An 18531-nucleotide genomic window follows, 5' to 3' on the forward strand; every position below is an offset into this window, starting at 1 on the left:
TCGTTCCTTGCGTGGCTACTCGCTTCAGGACATAAAAAAGGCCCCGTCCCACCGGACGGTGGGCCTGGGGCGGCGCGCAGGTCGTCGTGCTTCGCTATCGGCCTGCGCGCCGGCGAAGTACTACGAGAATCTCACTGCGAAGCATGGCTTACACGATAGCCGCTCCGAACGCCCCAGTGTCAACTTGGTGGACACATGTCTCAAACGGTGAGACTCGTCCGCATCAGGGAGTCGACGCCCCGGGCCGCCATGGGCCTGGCCACCAGGAAGCCCTGTCCCCGCGTGCAGCCCATCTCCTTCAGCAGTTCGAGCTGCTCGGGGCGCTCGATGCCCTCGGCCACCACGATGAGCCCGAGGTCGTGGCCGAGCCGCACGATCGTGCGTGTAAGCAGCGTCAGTGTGTCGTCCTTGCCGAGCCCTGACACGAACGACGGGTCGATCTTGATCATGTCCACGGGCAGTTGCCGCAGGAACGCCAGCGACGCGTAGCCGGTGCCGAAGTCGTCGATGGCCAGGCGCACGCCGAGCGCGCGCAGCTCGGACAGCCGCTTGATGGTCTCCTCGGCGTCTTCGACCAGCATCTCCTCGATCACCTCAAGGGTGAGCGCGGAGGCGGGCAGCCCGCTCTCGGCCAGCGCCTCCTCCACGGTCTCGACGAACCGGGGCGCGGTGATCTGGCGGGCCGACAGGTTGAGCGACAGGCCGATGTCCCAGGACTCAGCCCGCCAGGCGGCCACCTCGCGGCACGACTCGCGCAGGATCCACTCGCCCAGCGGCACGATCAGGCCGGTATCCTCGGCCGGCCCGAGGAACTGCTCGGGCGGCACGAACACCGACCCGCGCCACCACCGCACCAGCGCCTCGACCGCGGTCACCCGCGACGTGGCGAGGTCGACCACCGGCTGGTATTCGATGGCGAACTGCTGCTCGATCAGCGCCCGCTGCAGGTCGGCGGCCAGCTCCAGGCGGCGTACGACGTCGGCGTGCATCTGCGCGGCGAACACCTCGACCCGCCGCCCGCCGAGCTCCTTGGCGCGTGCCATGGCGACGTCGGCGTTGCGGATGAGGTCGCCCGCCGGCATGTCGTCCTCGGTGAAGGCCACGCCCACGCTGGCGGTCAGCGCCACGTCGCGGTCGGCGACGCGGAACGGCTCCTGCGAGACCGCGCGGACGAGCCGCTCGGCGAGGTCGACCGCGAGCTGCGCCTCGCCGCCCGTCTCCACGAGCACCGCGAACTCGTCCCCGCCCCACCGGGCGAGCGTGTCGTCGGCCCGCACGGCGCCGCGCAGCCGCCTGGCGGCCTGGCCGAGGAGGTAGTCGCCGCTGGCGTGGCCGACGGAGTCGTTGACCGAGGTGAACCCGTCGAGGTCGAGGAAGATCACCGCGACGTTGGCCCCTCCGGTGCCCGGCGTGCGGCCCGAGAGCACCTCACGGGTGCGTTCCTCGAAGTAGGCGCGGTTGGGCAGCCCGGTGATGCCGTCGTGGAAGGTCAGGTGGGCGACCTGGTTGCGCAGGGCCTCCTCGTCGCTGACGTCTCTGGTGGTCACCAGCATCAGCTCGTCGCCGCGGACGTGGCGGGTAGCCACCGACTCGGTGGGACGCCAGGTGCCGTCGGCGGCCCGCACCCGGCACGCGATCAGGCAGGCGCCCGGCGAGACGCGCTCCTCGTCGAGGTGCATGGCCCGCATCGCGACCTGGATGCCGGGCACGTCCTCCGGGTGGATGTAGTCGAAGATCGACCCGCCCACCAGCTGGCCGGGGCGGTAGCCGTAGGTGGCCTCGACCCCGGCGCCGATCTCGCGCACCACGCCCTCGTAGTCGCAGAGCAGCACCACGTCACCGGTGCTCTCCGCCAGCTCCCTGAGCTGCCGCTCGCCGAGCTTGACCAGACCGCGCAGGCGCAGGTTGGTCGCCGACGCCACGAACAGGCGTACGAGCAGGAGCAGCACGACGGAGACCGCGACCACCACGACGCCGGTGATCGCCGGCCCCTTCGGCCCGCCCGCCAGGTGCGCGAGCAGCGTGCAGGCCGCGACGGCGACCAGCGCCAGCGGCACCACGCCGATCACGCCGGCCACGGCGGAACCGCCCGCCTGCCCGCCGCGCGGCCCCCACGGGACGGCGGCCAGCAGCAGGAACGCGACCGGCGCGAGCATGACGCTCCACAGCGGCGCCTCGCCGCCGTCGAGCCGCGCAACCCCGACCGCCAGGCTGGCCACCGTCATGGTGGCGAGCACGCCGACGCCCGCCAGCCCTAGCAGCCATGAGCCGGCCTTGCTGGTGAGCACGGACGGAATCACGGCGAACGTGACCAGCAGCGCGATCATCGGCGGCAGCATCACGAAGGTGAAGGCGGCGGGGTCGGCGGCGTTGGCGTAGACATGGCGAAGCGCCACCACCCAGCCGATCAGGAAGAGCGATGCGGCGCACAGGTAGGCATCGGTGACCTGCCGTAAAACGGCTCTTGCCGGGAACTTGCGGTCGGCGGCGATCAGTGCGCCACCGGCCGTGACACCGGCGCCGAGCAGCACGAACATGTCGGCGAAGCTGACCACGAAGCTCTCGGCGAAGGGACGCAGCGCCACGCCGGCGGCCCAGATGACGGCGCCGCCGCCCATCCAGCGCGCGCCCATCGCCATGGGCCGAGGCACGGCCGGCTTCACCGAGGCCATCAGCAGGGCGCCGGCGGCGGCGAGCGCCGCGAGCCCTCCCGCGACCGCGCCGGTGAGCAAGGCCTGACCGTCCGCGAGGAGCGCGGCGGCGAACGCCACAACGCCGACCGCCGCCGCCGCGGTCAGCGGCACCCTTGGATCACGCCAGCGGATCACAGTCGTCGCCCATCCCGTCTCGTGCTCTGCACTCATGACCGCCGAAGCCCGGCGGACACTTCGCCAGTGTGTGCGGTTGTGAGTGCGCGGGTGGTGACAACGCCGATGTCGTCACCGATCTGATAACCACACGGACCGATTGCTGCCAAGAGCGCCTTGACAGTGAGTCAGGAACTCCCTGCAAACGTAACGGTACGCACCGCAGGTCACGGACCAGCCACGTTCCGGAATCCTCTCAGTACGTGTCGGTTATGACATTGACCAGCGGCTCACCTGCGAGATAGCGCTCCAGCTGGGCCCGGATGAGGCGGAGCACGCGCCGCTCAGACGCGGGGGTGCTGCCCGCGACGTGCGGGGTGATCAACACGCCTGGCGCGCTCCAAAGAGGATGGCCCTCCGGCAGCGGCTCCGGCGCCGTCACGTCGAGAGCGGCGCGCAGCCTGCCCGTCTTCAGCTCGGCGATCAGGGCGTCGGTGTCGACGATCCCGCCACGGGCGGCGTTGACGAGCACGGCGCCGTCCTTCATGCGGGCCAGGAACGAGGCGTCCACCATGCCGGTCGTGTCGGCCGTGGCGGGCACGAGCAGCACCACGACGTCCGCGGCCGGCAGCAGCGCGGGCAGGTCGGCCATGCCGTGCACGCCGTCGCGGGCGGTCCTCGCCACGCGTACGACCTCCACCTCGAAGCCTGCGAGCCGCCGCTCCAGCGCCGCCCCGATGGAGCCGTAGCCGACGATGAGCACGGTCGAGTCGGCGAGGACGCCGGTGTGGCGGTAGGTCCACTCGCGCCTGCGCTGCGCGTCCACGAACGAGGGGAACTCCCGCAGCACCGCCACCATCGCCCCGACCGCCCACTCCGCGGTGCCCGCGTCGTGCACGCCGCGCGCGTTGCACAGCGTCACGCCCTCGGGGATGTGCGGGCGGTACGGTTCCACCCCCGCGGTCACGGTCTGCACGAGCCGCAACGAGGTCATCCGCGCCATCGTCCCCCGCACGTCGGGCACGGTCACCAGTGGCGGGATCCAGACCTCGACCTCCTCGACGCCTTCCGGCACCGCAGTCGTGCTGTTGTACACCGCGCACTCGGCCCCTGGCAGGTCGGAAAGGACATCAGCCGCCGAATCAGACGGAACCCAGGTCTTCATGCGCAGAACCTTACGACTCCGGGGAAGTATGGAGCACATGAGGATGCACATGAGGAAGCTCTGCGCGATCCTGGCGCTGTCCGTGCTGCCGGCGGGGCTCGCCGGCTGCTCCACCGCCGGAGGCGAGGTGCGACCGACGGCCGCCGTGTCGGCGGCGGGGCCGGCATCGGACCCGAAGGACGTGGCGACCGGGCTGGCCGTGCCGTGGGCGATAGCGTTCATGCCCGGCGGCGGCGCCCTGGTCACCGAGCGCGACACCGCCAGGCTGCTGCGGGTCGCCCAGGACGGAAAGGTGAGCGAGCTAGGCACGATCGAGGGCGTGACGCCGGACGGCGAGGGCGGCCTGATGGGGGTCGCGGTCAAGGACCAGCACGTCTTCCTCTACTACACCGCCGCCGAGGACAACCGGATCGTCCGCTACCGGCTGACGGGCGACACGCTCGGCGAGCGCCGGGTGATCGTCGAGGGCATCCCCAAGGGCAGCAACCACAACGGCGGCAGGCTGGCGTTCGGCCCCGACGGCCATCTGTACGCCTCCACCGGCGAAACGGGGGACCGCGACCTGGCCCAGCAGCGCGACTCCCTGGCGGGCAAGATCCTGCGCATGACCTCGGACGGCACGCCCGCTCCCGGCAACCCGTTCGGCACGCTCGTCTACAGCTACGGCCACCGCAACGTCCAAGGTCTGGCGTGGGACGACTCGGGCCGCCTGTACGCCTCCGAGTTCGGCGCCAACACCTACGACGAGATCAACCTGATCGAGCCGGGCGCCAACTACGGCTGGCCCGAGGTCGAGGGCCGGGGCGACGACGAGCGGTTCGTGAACCCGATCGTCACCTGGTCCACCGACGAGGCCTCACCCTCCGGCCTGGCGTACGCCGGGGGCTCGCTCTGGGCGGGGGCCCTGCGCGGGCAGCGCCTGTGGCAGGTGCCGCTCGGCTCCGACGGCGCCGCGGGCCGCCCGGTCGCGCACTTCGCCGACCGCTACGGCCGCCTCCGCGCGGTCACCGCCGCCCCTGACGGGACCCTGTGGGTGGGCACCAGCAACAAGGACGGCAGGGGCTCACCCAGAGAGGGCGACGACCGCATCGTGTCCGTGCCCACCTCGTGACCGGTTCACGAGGCGGTGCACGTGGTCTGAGGCTGCGGACGGTACTTGGTGGTCAGCTTGTCGTCCTTCTTGACCACGCGGCCGTCCTTGTGGAACACCCGCGTGACGTCGATGGTGAACCCCTGGGCGCCCGCCGTCGGCAGGCAGCCTGGCGTGTTGCTGGTCTCCCGGCGGAACTGGGTGAAGTCCCGCCGTTCCGACTCGACCGCCTCGATCTTGTCGTACCGCTTGACGCCCCAGAGCGCCACCGTCACCGACGTCTGCGTGGACGCGGTCTTGATCAGCACGCCGTTGTCCGAGTCGTTGCGCCACTTCAGGTCGGTCTCGGGGTAGAGCAGCGCGACGTCGCGCCCGGCCGGGAACTGGTCGGTGTAGTAGTCCATCGGCTTGTGCTCGACGTCCTCGAGGCCGCTGAAGTACGCCGCGTTGTACATCGTCGTGGCGAACTGCGAGACCCCGCCGCCGACGATGTTGACCGTGCGCCCGCCGACGGTCTCCGTGGCCTCGACGTACCCGTCCTCGACGGTGCGCTCGCCCACCACGTCGTTGATCGAGAACGTCTCCCCCGGCTTGACGATGTGGCCGTCGAGCTCTTCCGCCATCCGCTGGATGTTCTTGGCGCGCGGCTGACAGCAGGCGAAGTTCGTGGTGAAGGTGGCCAGCGTCTCCTTGATGCCGAGGCCGCGGATCTCCGAGGTCGCGACCTCGGGGGCGACCGTGCCCAGGCGGACGGGGACCGTGCGCTCGCCACCCTCGGCGAACACCTTCTCGGCGTCCCTGGCCAGCAGCTTGTCGTTCACGCCCCGGCCGGTGCGGGCGGGCACCAGGACCGGCGCGCCGTTCACGATCTCGTACGTGGCGTCGCGCGGCTGCTGGGCGGCGGAGACCAGGCTGCTCTCCACGTCGGCGAGCACCGCCTTGGCGTCGAACTGCGGCGCGAGCCCGCCGCTGCCGTCGGAGGCGAAGGACAGGTTGGCCGCGATCGCGGCGGGCGGGACCTGCGCCTGCTTGCCGTCGAGGGTGAGCGTGATGGGGCCGGCGACGGCCCGCTTCGCCTTGACCACGGCCGTCCTGACAGCTTCGCTGGTGGTGACGGGCTTGGACGGCCGGAGGGTGAGCACGACGGCGCCGCCGCCCCGCAGGAAGGCGTCGCCGATCCGCTTGACGGCGTCGTCCCTGTCGAGCAGCACGCCGTCCTCCGGCTGGCGGGCTCTCGGCGTCAGCCCGGAGAAGACCACCCGGCCCTCCTGGGCGCGCTTGTCGACGGACTCGGCGAGGCCCTCGACGGTCCTGGTGAGCTGGGAGGTGTCGATGTTGATCTTCGGTTCGAGCTCGGTGGTGCCGGTCAGGCCGCGCCACACCTCCTGCGGGCTGGGGAAGCCGCTGGGTGCCTGGCCGATCGTGCCGACCACGTCGAGCTCCAGCCCGGCCTCGTCGGGCTGGATGGTGTCCTTCTTGCCGCCGATGTCGGCGATGACCGGCTTGCTCAGCTGGGTGGCGAGCTCGGTGCGCAGCTTGTCCGCCGCCTGGGTGACGGTCAGCCCACCGATGTCGACCCCCGACACGCGGGTGCCGCGCAGCACGCTGCCGGACATCAGCACGGCGGGCACGACGTACGACAGCACGCCGAGCACCAGGAGGAGCGTGAGCAGGCCCGGCAGGAGCCGCCGTCCGCGCGGCTCGGGCTCGAAGGCGGGCGGGTTCTCGTGCGGGCTCTGCCCGCCGAACACAGCAGCGGGCGAGCCCGCATCCTTGCCCGCCATCGGCCACGGCTGCGCCGGTGGCGGGGCCGGGGGCAGTGCGCCGTTCGAGGGACCGCCCGCGGCGCTCGGGGCTTGGGCCTGCCGAGACTCCGGACGTTCCGGCGGTCCGAAGATGTCCCGGGAGACTCCCGGGGGCAGGCCTTCGATCCGCGGCTTCTTGGAGACGCTCGACGTGGGCAGAGGCACCGAGGCGAACGGGTCGGTCGGTGATTCGATCGGTCCGGCGTTTCGCACGCCTCAATCTCCTCCCGGTCCGCAGCCAAGTCTCAGGCAACAGTAAGGCACGCGGATCGGCATATGTCACGGGAAATGACTACGGAAGTGTGTCAACCTAGCCACCGGTAGCGATGTTCCGGACGACCGGCCGTGCCGTAACGCGGCCGGAGCTCGGCCTGACCTGCAGCGCACAGGTATTCGAGATAGCGGCGGGCGCTCACCCGTGACAGGCCCGTGAGCTGGGCGGCCTCGGTCGCCGACAGGTCGCGGCCGGCCTCCCGCAGGCTGTCGGCGACCAGCGCGCACGTCGCCGGGGACAACCCCTTCGGCATGGGAGCCGTGGTCATGGGGGTGCCGAACAGCCGGTCGACGTCGTCCTGACGCGCTTGAGGGCCGATGGCGGTGATGCGCCTGCGGGTGTCGGCGTACTGCTGGAGGCGCTCGGTCAGCGCGGCGGCGGTGAACGGCTTGATCAGATAGTTGACCGCGCCGCCACGCATCGCCTCCTTGACCGTGGGCACGTCACGGGCCGCGCTGATCATGAGGACGTCCACGTCGTTGATCGCCTTGAGCACCTCAAGCCCGGACATGTCAGGCAGATAGATGTCGAGCAGCACAAGATCCGGCCGGAGCTCCGCCGCCGCGGCCAGCGCGCCCGCCCCGTTGTGGGCGACGGAGACCACGCTGAACCCCGGCACGCGGGACACGTAGCCGCTGTGGATCCGCGCGACCATGAAGTCGTCGTCCACCACGAGCACCCTGATGTCGTTCACGACCCCGCCCTCGCCCGCTCCGCCGCCGGAAGGAGGGCGGTGAAGACGGCGCCGCCCGCGTTACCCACCCGCACCCAGCCTCCTCTGCGCAGGCACGCCTGCCGGGTCAGCGCCAGGCCGAGGCCGCGCGGCCCCGACCTGGCGGCCTTGGTCGTGAAGCCCTCCCTGAAGACCTCCTCCACCAGGTCGGGGGCGATGCCCGGACCGGAGTCGCCGACGCGCACCCGCAGACCGGCGTGATCGGCCTGCACCGAAACCTCGATCGTGCCCTGGGCGCCGTCGAGGGCGTCGATGGCGTTGGTGACCAGGTTGCCCACCACCAGCACCGCGTCCTGCGGGTCGCCGAGCAGGCCGGCCGGCACGGACGAGTCGTCCGACAACACCAGCGTGGCGCCGCGCTCGGCCGCCGCCGCCGACTTGGCCAGCAGCAGCGCGGCCAGGGTCGGATCCTGGACGCGCTCGCGCAGGTCGGCCGCGTAGGCGCCGCCGGTGGTGCGGGTGATGAAGCCGATCGCGGCGCCGAACTCGCCCAGCTCCAGCAGGCCGACGACGGTGTGCATGCGGTTGGCGAACTCGTGCGCCTGCGCCCGCAGCGCCTCCGTCGCGCTGCTGGCGTCGTCGAGCTCGCGCGCCAGATGGACGAGCTCGGTGCGGTCGCGCAGGGTCACCACCCAGCCGCGGTGCTGACCGCGTACGGACACCGGGGTGCGGTTGAGCACCAGCACGCGCTCGCCGTGCAGCACGACGCGGTCCTCGCCGGGGTCGGCGCCCCCGAGCACGTCGCGCATGCGCTCGGAGACCGGCATCTCGGTCAGGTCGGCGCCCACGTCGCCCAGCAGCTCGCGGGCGGCGTCGTTGATCAGCGTGACGCGCCCGTCGAGGTCGAGCGCCAGCACGCCTTCCTTGACACCGTGCAGCACGCCCTCGCGCTGCTCCAGCAGGGCGGCGATCTCGCGCGGCTCCAGGCCGAACGTCTGCCGGCGCACCCGCGCGGTGATCAGCGCCGCCAGCGCGAGCCCGGCCATCAGCACGGCGAGCGCCGTCCAGACCAGCGGCGGGAGCGCGTCGACGACCTCGCTGATGACCGTGGTCTCCAGCACGCCGACCGAGACCAGGCCGATGATCTCGCCGTACTCGTCACGGATGGGCGTCTTGCCCCTGACCGTGGTGCCGATCGTGCCGGTCTCCTTGCCGACCCAACTGCGGCCCGTCCTGAGCACCGTGCTGCCGTCGGTGGACAGCTGCCTGCCGATCAGCGAGGCGTTGGGGTGGGCGTAACGTTTCTGGTCGGTGTTGGCGATCACCACGTAGTCGGCGCCGGTCTCCTGCTGGACGCTCATCGCCAGCGGCTGCAGCACCGTCTCGGGGTCGCTCCGCTCGAAGGCCTCCCGGACCTGCGGAAGCGCGGCCACCGACTGCGCGATCGCCAGTGCCCGCTGCTGGTGGAGCGAGGCCAGCTGGTCACGTGTGTGCTCGGCCCACACTCCCGCGGTGCCCCCGACGGCGAGCAGCACGATCACCATCTGGAGCACGAACAGCTGGGTCCCGAGTGAGGCCTCACGAACCCGTCTCACGGGCACATGGAAACAAACCGAGGTCACGGCCAGGTCGCGGGGACGCCGCGGGATCCCGCGACCAATACGACCACTATGACGGCAACCGCGCAAAGGCTCGACTCCGCAGGGTAGGGGCTTCACGATCCGGTTCCTGTAACCGTGCGAACTCTTTCTGGAGTGATCATGCGCCTGCGCATATTCGCCGCCCTCGCGGCACTCTCCCTAGGTGCCCTGACCGGCTGTGGCGAGACGTCGGGCACCTCGGCGAGCTCACCATTGCGGATCATGGTCCCGGCCGCGCCCGGCGGCGGCTGGGACCAGACCTCCCGCATCGCCGAGCAGGCCATCAAGGCCGCCGACCCGCAGCGCCAGGTCGAGGTGTACAACGTACCCGGCGCCGGAGGCACGATCGGCCTGGCCCAGCTCGCCGGAGAGAAGGGCAACGGCAACCTGCTGATGACCATGGGCCTGGTCATGGTGGGCGCCATCGAGCAGAACAAGTCGAAGGTCACGCTGGCGGAGACCACGCCCATCGCCAAGCTGACCGAGGAGTACGAGATCGTCGTCGTGCCCGCCGCGTCGCCGTACAAGACGCTGGACGACATGGTGGCGGCCTGGAAGGCCGACCCGGCGAAGGTGTCCATCTCCGGCGGGTCCGCAGGCGGCACCGACCACATCGTGGCAGGCCTGATGGCCAAGGCCGCCGGCATCGACCCCAAGCAGGTCAACTACATCGCCCACTCGGGCGGCGGCGAGGCGCTCAACGAACTCCTCGGCAACAAGGTGAGCGCGGGCATATCGGGCGTGGCCGAGTTCGCCGAGCACGTGAAGTCGGGCAAGCTGCGCGCGCTGGGCGTCACCTCGGGCGAGCGGCTGCCGGACCTCGACGCTCCCACCCTGAAGGAGGCCGGGCTCGACGTCGAACTGGCCAACTGGCGCGGCTTCGTCGCCCCCGCCGGGCTCTCCGACGCCGACAAGAAGGCGCTGACCGACCTGGTCACCAAGATGCACGACGCGCAGCCATGGAAGGACGCGGTGGCCAAGAACGGCTGGATCGACTCGTTCCAGACCGGGCAGCAGTTCGCCGACTACCTGGCCTCCGAGCAGACCAGGGTCAAGGCGATCATCGCCGAAATGGGGCTCGTCTCCTGATGGCCCGCTCGTGGCGGCCCGAGCTCGGGCTGGCGCTCGTCGTGCTGGTGCTGGGCGTGTTCGTCGTGGTCGGTACGCTCGACGTCTCCGCGGCGGCCTCCCAGCTCGGCCTCGGGCCGCGCTTCTTCCCCATGCTGGTGGGCGGAGCCATGGTGCTCATCGGCCTGTTCTACGTCGCCGACGTCCTGCGCGGCGGGCGCGGCGACCCCGAGGAGAGCGAGGACATCGACGCCCGCGCGCCCGCCGACTGGCGCAGCGTCGGGCTGGTCAGCGGGATCTTCCTGGCGTTCAGCGCGCTGCTGAACGTGCTCGGCTGGATCATCGGGGCGAGCCTGCTCTTCTTCGGCCTCGCCGTGGCGCTCGGCGCCGAGCACAAGCTGCGTGCCGCCGTGATCGCCGTCGTCGTGGGCATCACCACGTACCTGCTGTTCGTCAGAGGACTCGGCGTGTCCCTGCCCGGCGGGCCGCTGACGGGAGTGATCTAGGTGGAGTCGCTGCAGCTCCTCCTCGACGGCTTCACCGCCGCACTCACCCCGGTCAACCTGATGTACGCGCTCATCGGCGTCACGCTGGGCACGCTCGTCGGCGTACTGCCCGGCATCGGGCCCGCGATGACCGTGGCGCTGCTGCTGCCGATCACGTTCACGGTGCCGCCGGCCAGCGCGTTCATCATGTTCGCCGGCATCTACTACGGCGGCATGTACGGCGGCTCCACCACCTCCATCCTGCTCAACACGCCGGGCGAGTCCGCCTCCATGATCACGGCGTTGGAGGGCAACAAGATGGCCAGGCGGGGCAGGGCCGCCCAGGCGCTGGCCACGGCGGCCATCGGCTCGTTCGTGGCCGGGACGATCGCGACCGCGCTGCTGGTCGTGGCGGCGCCCGCCGTGGTGAGCTTCGCCATCTCGTTCGGTCCCGAGGACTACTTCGCGCTGGCCGTGCTCGCGTTCACCGCCGTGTCGTCCGTGTTGTCCCGTTCGGTCGTACGCGGCCTGGCCTCCCTCGGGCTCGGCCTCGTGATCGGGCTGATCGGCATCGACCAGCAGACCGGCCAGGCACGGCTCACGCTGGGCATCCCGCAACTGCTCGACGGCATCGACGTGGTCATCGTGGCGGTCGGCCTGTTCGCGCTCGGCGAGTCCCTCTACGTCGCCTCGCGGCTACGCCACGCCGTGCCCGAGGTGGTGCCCGTCGGCCGGGCGTGGATGGGCCGCTCCGACTGGGGCCGCTCGTGGCGGCCCTGGCTGCGCGGCACCGCGCTGGGCTTCCCGTTCGGCGCGCTGCCCGGCGGCGGCGCCGAGATCCCCACGTTCCTGTCGTACGCGGCCGAGAAGCGCCTGGCGCGCGGTGTGGCCCGCGAGGAGTACGGCCGGGGCGCGATCGAGGGCGTCGCCGGACCGGAGGCCGCCAACAACGCCTCCGCCGCCGGCACCCTGGTCCCGCTGCTGACGCTGGGCCTGCCCACGTCGGCCACGGCCGCGATCCTGCTGGCCGCCTTCCAGCAGTACGGGCTCCAGCCCGGACCCCAACTGTTCGACCACAACCCCGCGCTGGTGTGGGGCATGATCGCCTCGCTGTTCATCGGCAACACGATGCTGCTGGTGCTCAACCTGCCCATGGCGCCGCTGTGGGCGCGCGTGTTGCGGATCCCCCGCCCGTACCTGTACGCCGGGATCATCCTTTTCGCCGCGCTCGGGGTCTACGCCGTGAACGGCACCGTGGTGGACCTGTTCGTGCTCTATGTGCTCGGTCTGCTCGGCTACGCCATGCGGCGCTTCGGCCTGCCGGTCGCCCCTGCGGTGATCGGCATGATCCTGGGCCCGATGGCGGAGGTCCAGCTCCGCAGGGCGCTGGCCATCGGCGCGGGCGACGTGAGCGTACTGGTGCGCAGCCCGATCGCGGTCGTGCTGCTGGTGCTGGCGCTGCTCGCGCTGCTCACGCCGCTGCTCAGAAGGATGCTGGCCCGCCGCGCCGCCGGCGCGGTCCCGCCCTCCCGGGACGAGTGACCGCAGGCTCGGGCCGCGGCTCGTTCCGCGACGAGGTGACCGTACGGCGTCGGGAAGGCGCCGGGCCCCGCCGTTGATGCGGCGGGGCCCGGCGGCCGTGAAAGGCCGGTTCTACTCGGAGACGCCGAGCTTCTCCAGGATCAGCTGACGGGCTCGGGCCGCGTCGGCCTTGCCCTTGCTGGCCCGCATGACGCCGCCCACCAGCGCACCGGCCGCGGCGAGCTTGCCGGAGCGCACCTTGTCGGCCACGTCGGCGTTGTCGGCCAGCACCTGGTCGATGATCGCCGACAGCTCGCCCTCGTCGTTGACGATCCGCAGCCCGCGCTTCTCGACCACCTCGTCGGGCGTGCCCTCGCCGGCCAGCACGCCTTCGAGCACCTCGCGCGCCAGCTTGTCGTTGAGCGCCCCCGAGGTGACCAGCTTGGTCACCCTGGCGATGTCGTCCGGGGTGATGGGCAGATCGGCCAGCGGGGTGGCGGTCTCGTTGGCCCGCCGCGCCAGCTCGCCCATCCACCACTTGCGCGCGTCGGCGGGCGGGGCCCCCACCGCGACCGTGGCCTCGACCAGGTCGATCGCGTCGGCGTTGCGCATGGCCTGCATGTCGAGGTCGGACAGCCCCCACTCGGCCTGCAGCCGCTTGCGCCTGACCGACGGCAGTTCGGGCAGCGTCGCCTTCAGCTCGCTCACCCAGGCCGGGTCGGGCGCGATCGGCACCAGGTCGGGCTCGGGGAAGTAGCGGTAGTCCTGCGCCTCCTCCTTGGACCTGCCGGAGGTGGTGGTGCCGGTGTCCTCGTGGAAGTGCCGGGTCTCCTGGACGATCTTCCCGCCGCCGGCGAGCACGCCCGCCTGCCGCTCGATCTCGCTGCGGACGGCCCGCTCGACGCTGCGCAGCGAGTTGACGTTCTTCGTCTCGGTGCGGGTGCCCCACTCGGACGCGCCGCGCGGCATGAGGGAGACGTTGACGTCGCAGCGCAACGAGCCCTCCTCCATGCGTACGTCGGAGACGCCCAGCGAGCGCATGATCTCGCGCAGCTCGGTGACGTAGGCCCTGGCCGCCTCCGGCGCGAGCCGGTCGGTGCCCGGGATGGGCTTGGTCACGATCTCGACGAGCGGGATGCCGGCCCGGTTGTAGTCGACGATCGAGTAGTCGGCCCCGTGGATGCGGCCGGTGGCGCCGCCCACGTGGGTGGACTTGCCGGTGTCCTCCTCCAGGTGCACCCGCTCGATCTCGATGCGCACGGTCTCGCCGTCGACCTCGACGTCGACGTAGCCGTCGAAGCAGAGCGGCTCATCGTACTGAGAGATCTGGTAGTTCTTCGGCATGTCCGGATAAAAGTAGTTTTTCCGGGCGAAGCGGCACCATTCAGCGATCGAGCAGTTCAGCGCCAGGCCGATGCGGATCGTCGACTCGATGGCCATGGCGTTGGCCGTCGGCAGCGCGCCCGGCAGCGCCAGGCAGGTCGGGCAGACCTGCGTGTTGGGCGGGGCGCCGAACGTCGTCCTGCAGCCGCAGAACATCTTCGACGCGGTGCCCAGCTCGACGTGCGTCTCCAGCCCGAGCACCGGCTCGAACACGTCGAGCGCTTCGTCATAGACCATGGTCATAGCGACGGGGCCTCCTTCAGCAACGGGCCGCCCCAGCGGCTCTCCAGGGCCTGCTCCACGGCGGCGCCGACGCGGTAGCAGCGGTCGTCGGCCAGCACGGGCGCCATGATCTGCAGGCCCACCGGCAGGCCGTCCTCGTCGGCCAGCCCGCACGGCACCGAGATGGCCGCGTTGCCGGCCATGTTGGACGGGATGGTGCACAGGTCGGCGAGGTACATCGCCATCGGGTCGTCGACCCGCTCGCCGATCGCGAACGCCGTGGTCGGCGTGGTCGGCGACACCAGCACGTCAGCCTGCTCGTAGGCGGCCTCGAACTCGCGGGAGATGACCGTGCGCACCTTCTGCGCCTGACCGTAGTAGGCGTCGTAGTAGCCGCTCGACAGCGCGTACGTGCCCAGCATGATGCGCCGCTTGACCTCGGGACCGAACCCGGCGGCCCTGGTCAGCGCCATGACCTCCTCGGCGCTGCGGGTGCCGTCGTCGCCGACGCGCAGGCCGTAGCGCATCGCGTCGAAGCGCGCCAGGTTGGACGAGCACTCCGAAGGAGCGACCAGGTAGTAGGCGTAGAGGGCGGTGGTGAACGACGGGCACGAGACCTCGACGACCTTGGCCCCGAGCGACTCGAGGAGCTGCACGGCCTCGTGGTAGCGGGCCAGCACGCCCGGCTGGTAGCCGTCGCCCGCCAGCTCCTTGACCACACCGATCCGCATGCCGGCGACGTCGGCGTGCCTGGCCGCCTCGACCACCGAAGGCACGGGCGCGTCGACGGAGGTCGAGTCCATCGGGTCGTGACCCGAGAACGCCTCCTGCAGCAGCGCCGCGTCGAGCACGGTGCGGGCGAACGGCCCGGGCGTGTCGAGCGAGCTCGCGAACGCGATCAGCCCGTAACGGGAGGAACCACCGTAGGTCGGCTTCATCCCCACGATGCCGGTGACCGAGGCCGGCTGCCGGATCGAACCGCCCGTGTCGGTGCCCGTGGACAGCGGCGCCTCGTAGGACGCCACGGCCGCGCTCGACCCACCGGACGAACCGCCCGGCACCTTCGTCAGGTCCCACGGGTTGCGCGTCGTGTGGTACGCGGAGTTCTCCGTCGAGGAGCCCATGGCGAACTCGTCGAGGTTGGTCTTGCCGAGAATGACCAGCCCCGCCTCGCGCAGCCGCCTGGTGACGGTCGCGTCGTAGGGCGGCCGCCAGCCTTCGAGGATCTTGGACGCGGCCGTCGTCGGCATGTCGCGCGTGGTGAAGATGTCCTTGTGCGCGATGGGCACGCCGGCCAGCGGCCCGAGCTTCTCCCCGGCCCGCAGCCTCGTGTCGACGGCCCGCGCCTGCTCGATCGTCGTCTCGCGATCGACGTGGAGGAACGCCTGGACCTTGGGCTCCACCTCGGCCATGCGGTCGAGATGCGCCTCGGTCACCTCGACCGACGACACCTCGCCCGCGGCGATCATCGAGCCCAGCTCGGCGGCGGTCTTGCGGATGAGACTCATGCCTCCTCCCCGAGGATGCGCGGCACCCGGAATCGGTCGTCCTCGACGGCGGGAGCACCGGCCAGCGCCTGCTCGGGCGTCAGGGACTGTCGCACCTCGTCGGCACGGAAGACATTGGTCAGCGGAAGCGCGTGCGACGATGGCGGCACATCTTCGGCGGCGACCTCGGCCACCTTCGCGACCGCCTCGATGATGGCATCGAGTTGGGTGGCGTAGTGGTCGAGCTCGTCACCGGTGAGCGCCAGCCTGGACAACCGGGCCAGGTGTGCGACCTCGTCGCGGGTTATGGCGGACATGAGTCGTTGAACCCGTTTCGTGGATGGAGTCTTCGGACACTGCCATCCTAGAGGGCTTGACGAACCACGCCCGAACGGTTAACTCGCTGGCAACACGGCCGCCGGGGCACGCGAGGCGCGGCCGTACAACTCCTCCAGCCCGGCCTGCGGGCGCGAAGACGACGACGTCGACCTGGATCTGCTCGTGCCGGACCGGGTCCGTGACGAGTGCGGCAGCCCCCCACCGCGGCCGCGTGATCGCCCGGTGGAAGCCGTCGTAGCGTCACGCGGTGCGGGTGATCTCCGGCGTATAGCCCAAACCGACTTTCGGCATCGCCTCCGTGTGGTCGCGCAGCCAGGCCGCGGCGTCCGCGGCCGGCATGGGCTCGCAGAACAGCCACCCCTGCGCCACGTCGCACCCCATGTCCGCCAGGCGGATGGCCACCTCGTCGGACTCGACGCCCTCCGCCACCGAACGCAGGCCCAGCGAGCGCACCAGGTCGACGATCGAACGCACGATCCTCTCCTCGTCCTCGGACTCGCCGATCCTGCTCACGAACGACGCGTCGATCTTGACCTCGGAGATCGCCAGACGCTGGAGTCTGATCAGCGAGGAATAGCCGGTGCCGAAGTCGTCGATGGCCAGCGGGACACCGAGCGTGGCCAGCGCCTTGATCGTCTCCTGGGTGTAGGCCTGGTCGCCGGTCAGGATGCGTTCGGTGACCTCCAGCTGGATGGCCGCGGGCGGCAGCCCGTACTTCGCCAGCCCGACCTCCAGCCGCTCCGGCAGCGCGGAGTCGAGCAGGTCGCGGGCCGAGATGTTGACCGAGATCTGCACGCGAAGCCCCGTGTGCCACCAGCGGGCGGCCTGCTCCAGCGCCTCGTCGATGACGTACGCGGTCAGCTGGCGCATCAGGTAGGACTGCTCGGCCAGCGGGACGAAATCGGACGGCGGGATCGGCCCGTTCGCCGGATGTCGCCAGCGCAGCAGCGCCTCCACCCCCTGCACCGCGCCCGTGCCGAGGCTGACTTTGGGCTGGTAGTGCAGGCGCAGCTCGCGGTTGTCGATGGCGCGGCGCAGGTCGCCGAGCAGGCTCAGGCGTTCCGGCGAGTTCCTGTCCTTGTCGGGCTGGTAGAGCTCCACCCCCGTACGGCCCTCCTTGGCGAGGTACATCGCCACGTCGGCGCGCTGGAGCAGCAGCTCGAAGTCGGGGGCGTGATCCGGATAGAGCGCGATGCCGACGGAACCGTCCACGTCGAAGGTCATGCCCTCCAGGCGCACCGGCTCGGTCAGCGCCGCGCGCAGCCTGGCCGCGACCTCCCTGGCCGCGTGGGTGTCTCTGATCGAGGGCAGCAGCACGGCGAACTCGTCGCCGCCCAGCCGCGCCACGACGTCTCCAGGGCGTACGGAATGGGTGAGGCGATGCGCGACCATCTGCAGCAGGCGGTCGCCCACCGGATGGCCCATCGTGTCGTTGACCTCCTTGAACCGGTCGAGGTCCAGCAGGAACAGGCCGACCCGCTCGTCCTGCCTGGCCTCGGCGAGCGCCTCCTCCGTGCTGACGATGAGCAGCTTCCGGTTGGGCAGGCCGGTCAGCTCGTCGTGCATGGCCTGGTGGTCACGGCGCATGGACAGCGTGGCGGTGAAGTAGACGGCGGCCAGAGGCGCGACGAAGAGCGGCACCAAACCAGGCGAATGGCTCATGACCACGACGACCAGGGGCGCCAGGCCGAGCAGGCCGGCGTAGACGAGGCTCTGCGGGCCGACGGTCGCCCTCAGCACCCGGCTGAGCGAACGCCGCTCGTGCAGCGCGACCGCACTGCACACGAGGGTCGCCCTCGTCGCGAAGTACGCGATCCCTGCCAGCCCGATCGCCAGCAGGTTTCCGCCGCTGGGCACCCATGGCAGGGCGGGACTCGGCACGATGCCGAACGTCCCCAGCACCACGCCCGCGGCGGTGAGCGCGAGGGTCGACTGCGCGATGTTGAACATGACCCGATGCCACGACTTGCGCGTCACCACGCCGTTCATGGCCACCGCGACCCCCTGCATGAGCACCGCGCAGGGCAGCCCGAAGTGCAGGAGCACGGCGAACGTGAACATGGTGGAGGGGTAGGTGCCGCCCACGGCCGCCGCTGATGACACCATGACGGGCCTGAGCTCACCCAGGATCACCAGCACGGCCAGCACCCAGAACAGCGGCGTGCGGGCGAGTTCCACCAGCTCGGACATGTCGAGCCTGAGCATGGCCACCACGAGTGCGGTGAACCCGATCACGGTGATGCCCGCGAGAAACGCCCACAACGGCGTGCCGGCGCGTGGACCGGTATCGCGGGTGTCGGTTGGGTCAGTCATCGGTAACAGAACCCCCATTAGGTCACTATGGGAGGGTACGACCTTCACCCCACTTCGCGAAACCAAGCGCGTACGTTCCGTCACTTCTCCTTTCCGACATATACCCAGAAAACACCCTCCGTAGCACGCCATGCACGCTGCGAGCTCCACCCCACCCGAGTGATGCCCGAATGAGCCAGGTGGCGGGTCCGGCCCGGCCTGGTCCGTACGCAACGGCGAAACACGACCGTCGAAGCCGGCTGCTGGCCCCCACCCGCCC

13 protein-coding genes are annotated in these 18531 nt (G+C 70.9%); 4 read left to right on the plus strand and 9 right to left on the minus strand.

Annotated features, from left to right (window positions below):
- Positions 1–200: 200 nt before the first annotated feature.
- Together E1267_RS19420 and E1267_RS19425 are read right to left on the minus strand one after the other, a co-directional pair.
- Positions 201–2864 carry a putative bifunctional diguanylate cyclase/phosphodiesterase gene (locus E1267_RS19420; protein ID WP_246064018.1) on the minus strand — a complete coding sequence of 888 codons (2664 nt, stop codon included), beginning with the start codon at positions 2862–2864 and terminating at the stop codon, positions 201–203.
- Positions 2865–3063: 199 nt separating this feature from the next.
- Positions 3064–3972, minus strand: coding sequence for a 2-hydroxyacid dehydrogenase (locus tag E1267_RS19425; RefSeq protein WP_132333993.1), 909 nt, complete (start codon positions 3970–3972; stop codon positions 3064–3066).
- A gap of 37 nt (positions 3973–4009) precedes the next feature.
- Here E1267_RS19425 and E1267_RS19430 point away from each other — a divergent pair, with 37 nt between their 5' ends.
- Complete coding sequence (locus E1267_RS19430; protein ID WP_132333994.1) at positions 4010–5083, plus strand: PQQ-dependent sugar dehydrogenase; 1074 nt, start codon at positions 4010–4012, stop codon at positions 5081–5083.
- Positions 5084–5088: 5 nt separating this feature from the next.
- Here E1267_RS19430 and E1267_RS19435 read toward each other — a convergent pair whose 3' ends face one another.
- From E1267_RS19435 to E1267_RS19445, 3 genes are all read right to left on the minus strand, one after another.
- Complete coding sequence (locus E1267_RS19435; protein WP_165959683.1) at positions 5089–6846, minus strand: VanW family protein; 1758 nt, start codon at positions 6844–6846, stop codon at positions 5089–5091.
- 326 nt (positions 6847–7172) lie between these two features.
- Positions 7173–7835: a response regulator gene (locus tag E1267_RS19440; RefSeq protein ID WP_181957820.1), complete on the minus strand. Its 663-nt coding sequence runs from the start codon at positions 7833–7835 to the stop codon at positions 7173–7175.
- Positions 7832–9409 carry an ATP-binding protein gene (locus E1267_RS19445; protein WP_246064021.1) on the minus strand — a complete coding sequence of 526 codons (1578 nt, stop codon included), beginning with the start codon at positions 9407–9409 and terminating at the stop codon, positions 7832–7834. Before E1267_RS19445 ends, E1267_RS19440 begins: the two co-directional genes overlap by 4 nt.
- Before the next feature lie 165 nt (positions 9410–9574).
- On the opposite strand from E1267_RS19445, the gene E1267_RS19450 reads away from it, so the two are divergent.
- The 3 genes from E1267_RS19450 to E1267_RS19460 are packed head-to-tail and all read left to right on the plus strand — an operon-like array spanning position 9575 to position 12549.
- Positions 9575–10543 carry a Bug family tripartite tricarboxylate transporter substrate binding protein gene (locus tag E1267_RS19450; RefSeq protein ID WP_132333996.1) on the plus strand — a complete coding sequence of 323 codons (969 nt, stop codon included), beginning with the start codon at positions 9575–9577 and terminating at the stop codon, positions 10541–10543.
- Positions 10543–11028 (plus strand): tripartite tricarboxylate transporter TctB family protein, encoded by a 486-nt coding sequence (locus E1267_RS19455; protein ID WP_132333997.1) that lies wholly within the window; start codon positions 10543–10545, stop codon positions 11026–11028. The genes E1267_RS19450 and E1267_RS19455 overlap by 1 nt, the downstream gene beginning before the upstream one ends.
- Entirely contained in the window at positions 11029–12549 is a 1521-nt protein-coding gene (locus E1267_RS19460) for a tripartite tricarboxylate transporter permease (RefSeq protein ID WP_132333998.1), read from the plus strand.
- A gap of 111 nt (positions 12550–12660) precedes the next feature.
- Here E1267_RS19460 and gatB read toward each other — a convergent pair whose 3' ends face one another.
- From gatB to E1267_RS19480, 4 genes are all read right to left on the minus strand, one after another.
- Positions 12661–14148: an Asp-tRNA(Asn)/Glu-tRNA(Gln) amidotransferase subunit GatB gene (gene gatB, locus E1267_RS19465; RefSeq protein ID WP_132334006.1), complete on the minus strand. Its 1488-nt coding sequence runs from the start codon at positions 14146–14148 to the stop codon at positions 12661–12663.
- 2 nt (positions 14149–14150) lie between these two features.
- Positions 14151–15641 (minus strand): Asp-tRNA(Asn)/Glu-tRNA(Gln) amidotransferase subunit GatA, encoded by a 1491-nt coding sequence (gene gatA, locus E1267_RS19470; RefSeq protein ID WP_132333999.1) that lies wholly within the window; start codon positions 15639–15641, stop codon positions 14151–14153.
- A complete protein-coding gene (gatC, locus tag E1267_RS19475; protein ID WP_132334000.1) occupies positions 15638–15937 on the minus strand; it encodes an Asp-tRNA(Asn)/Glu-tRNA(Gln) amidotransferase subunit GatC in 300 nt (99 codons plus the stop codon). Before gatC ends, gatA begins: the two co-directional genes overlap by 4 nt.
- A gap of 262 nt (positions 15938–16199) precedes the next feature.
- Positions 16200–18272, minus strand: coding sequence for a putative bifunctional diguanylate cyclase/phosphodiesterase (locus E1267_RS19480; protein ID WP_132334001.1), 2073 nt, complete (start codon positions 18270–18272; stop codon positions 16200–16202).
- Between the last annotated feature and the right edge of the window lie 259 nt (positions 18273–18531).

The sequence above is a fragment of the Nonomuraea longispora genome (assembly GCF_004348345.1).
In the GTDB taxonomy this organism is placed as follows: domain Bacteria; phylum Actinomycetota; class Actinomycetes; order Streptosporangiales; family Streptosporangiaceae; genus Nonomuraea; species Nonomuraea longispora.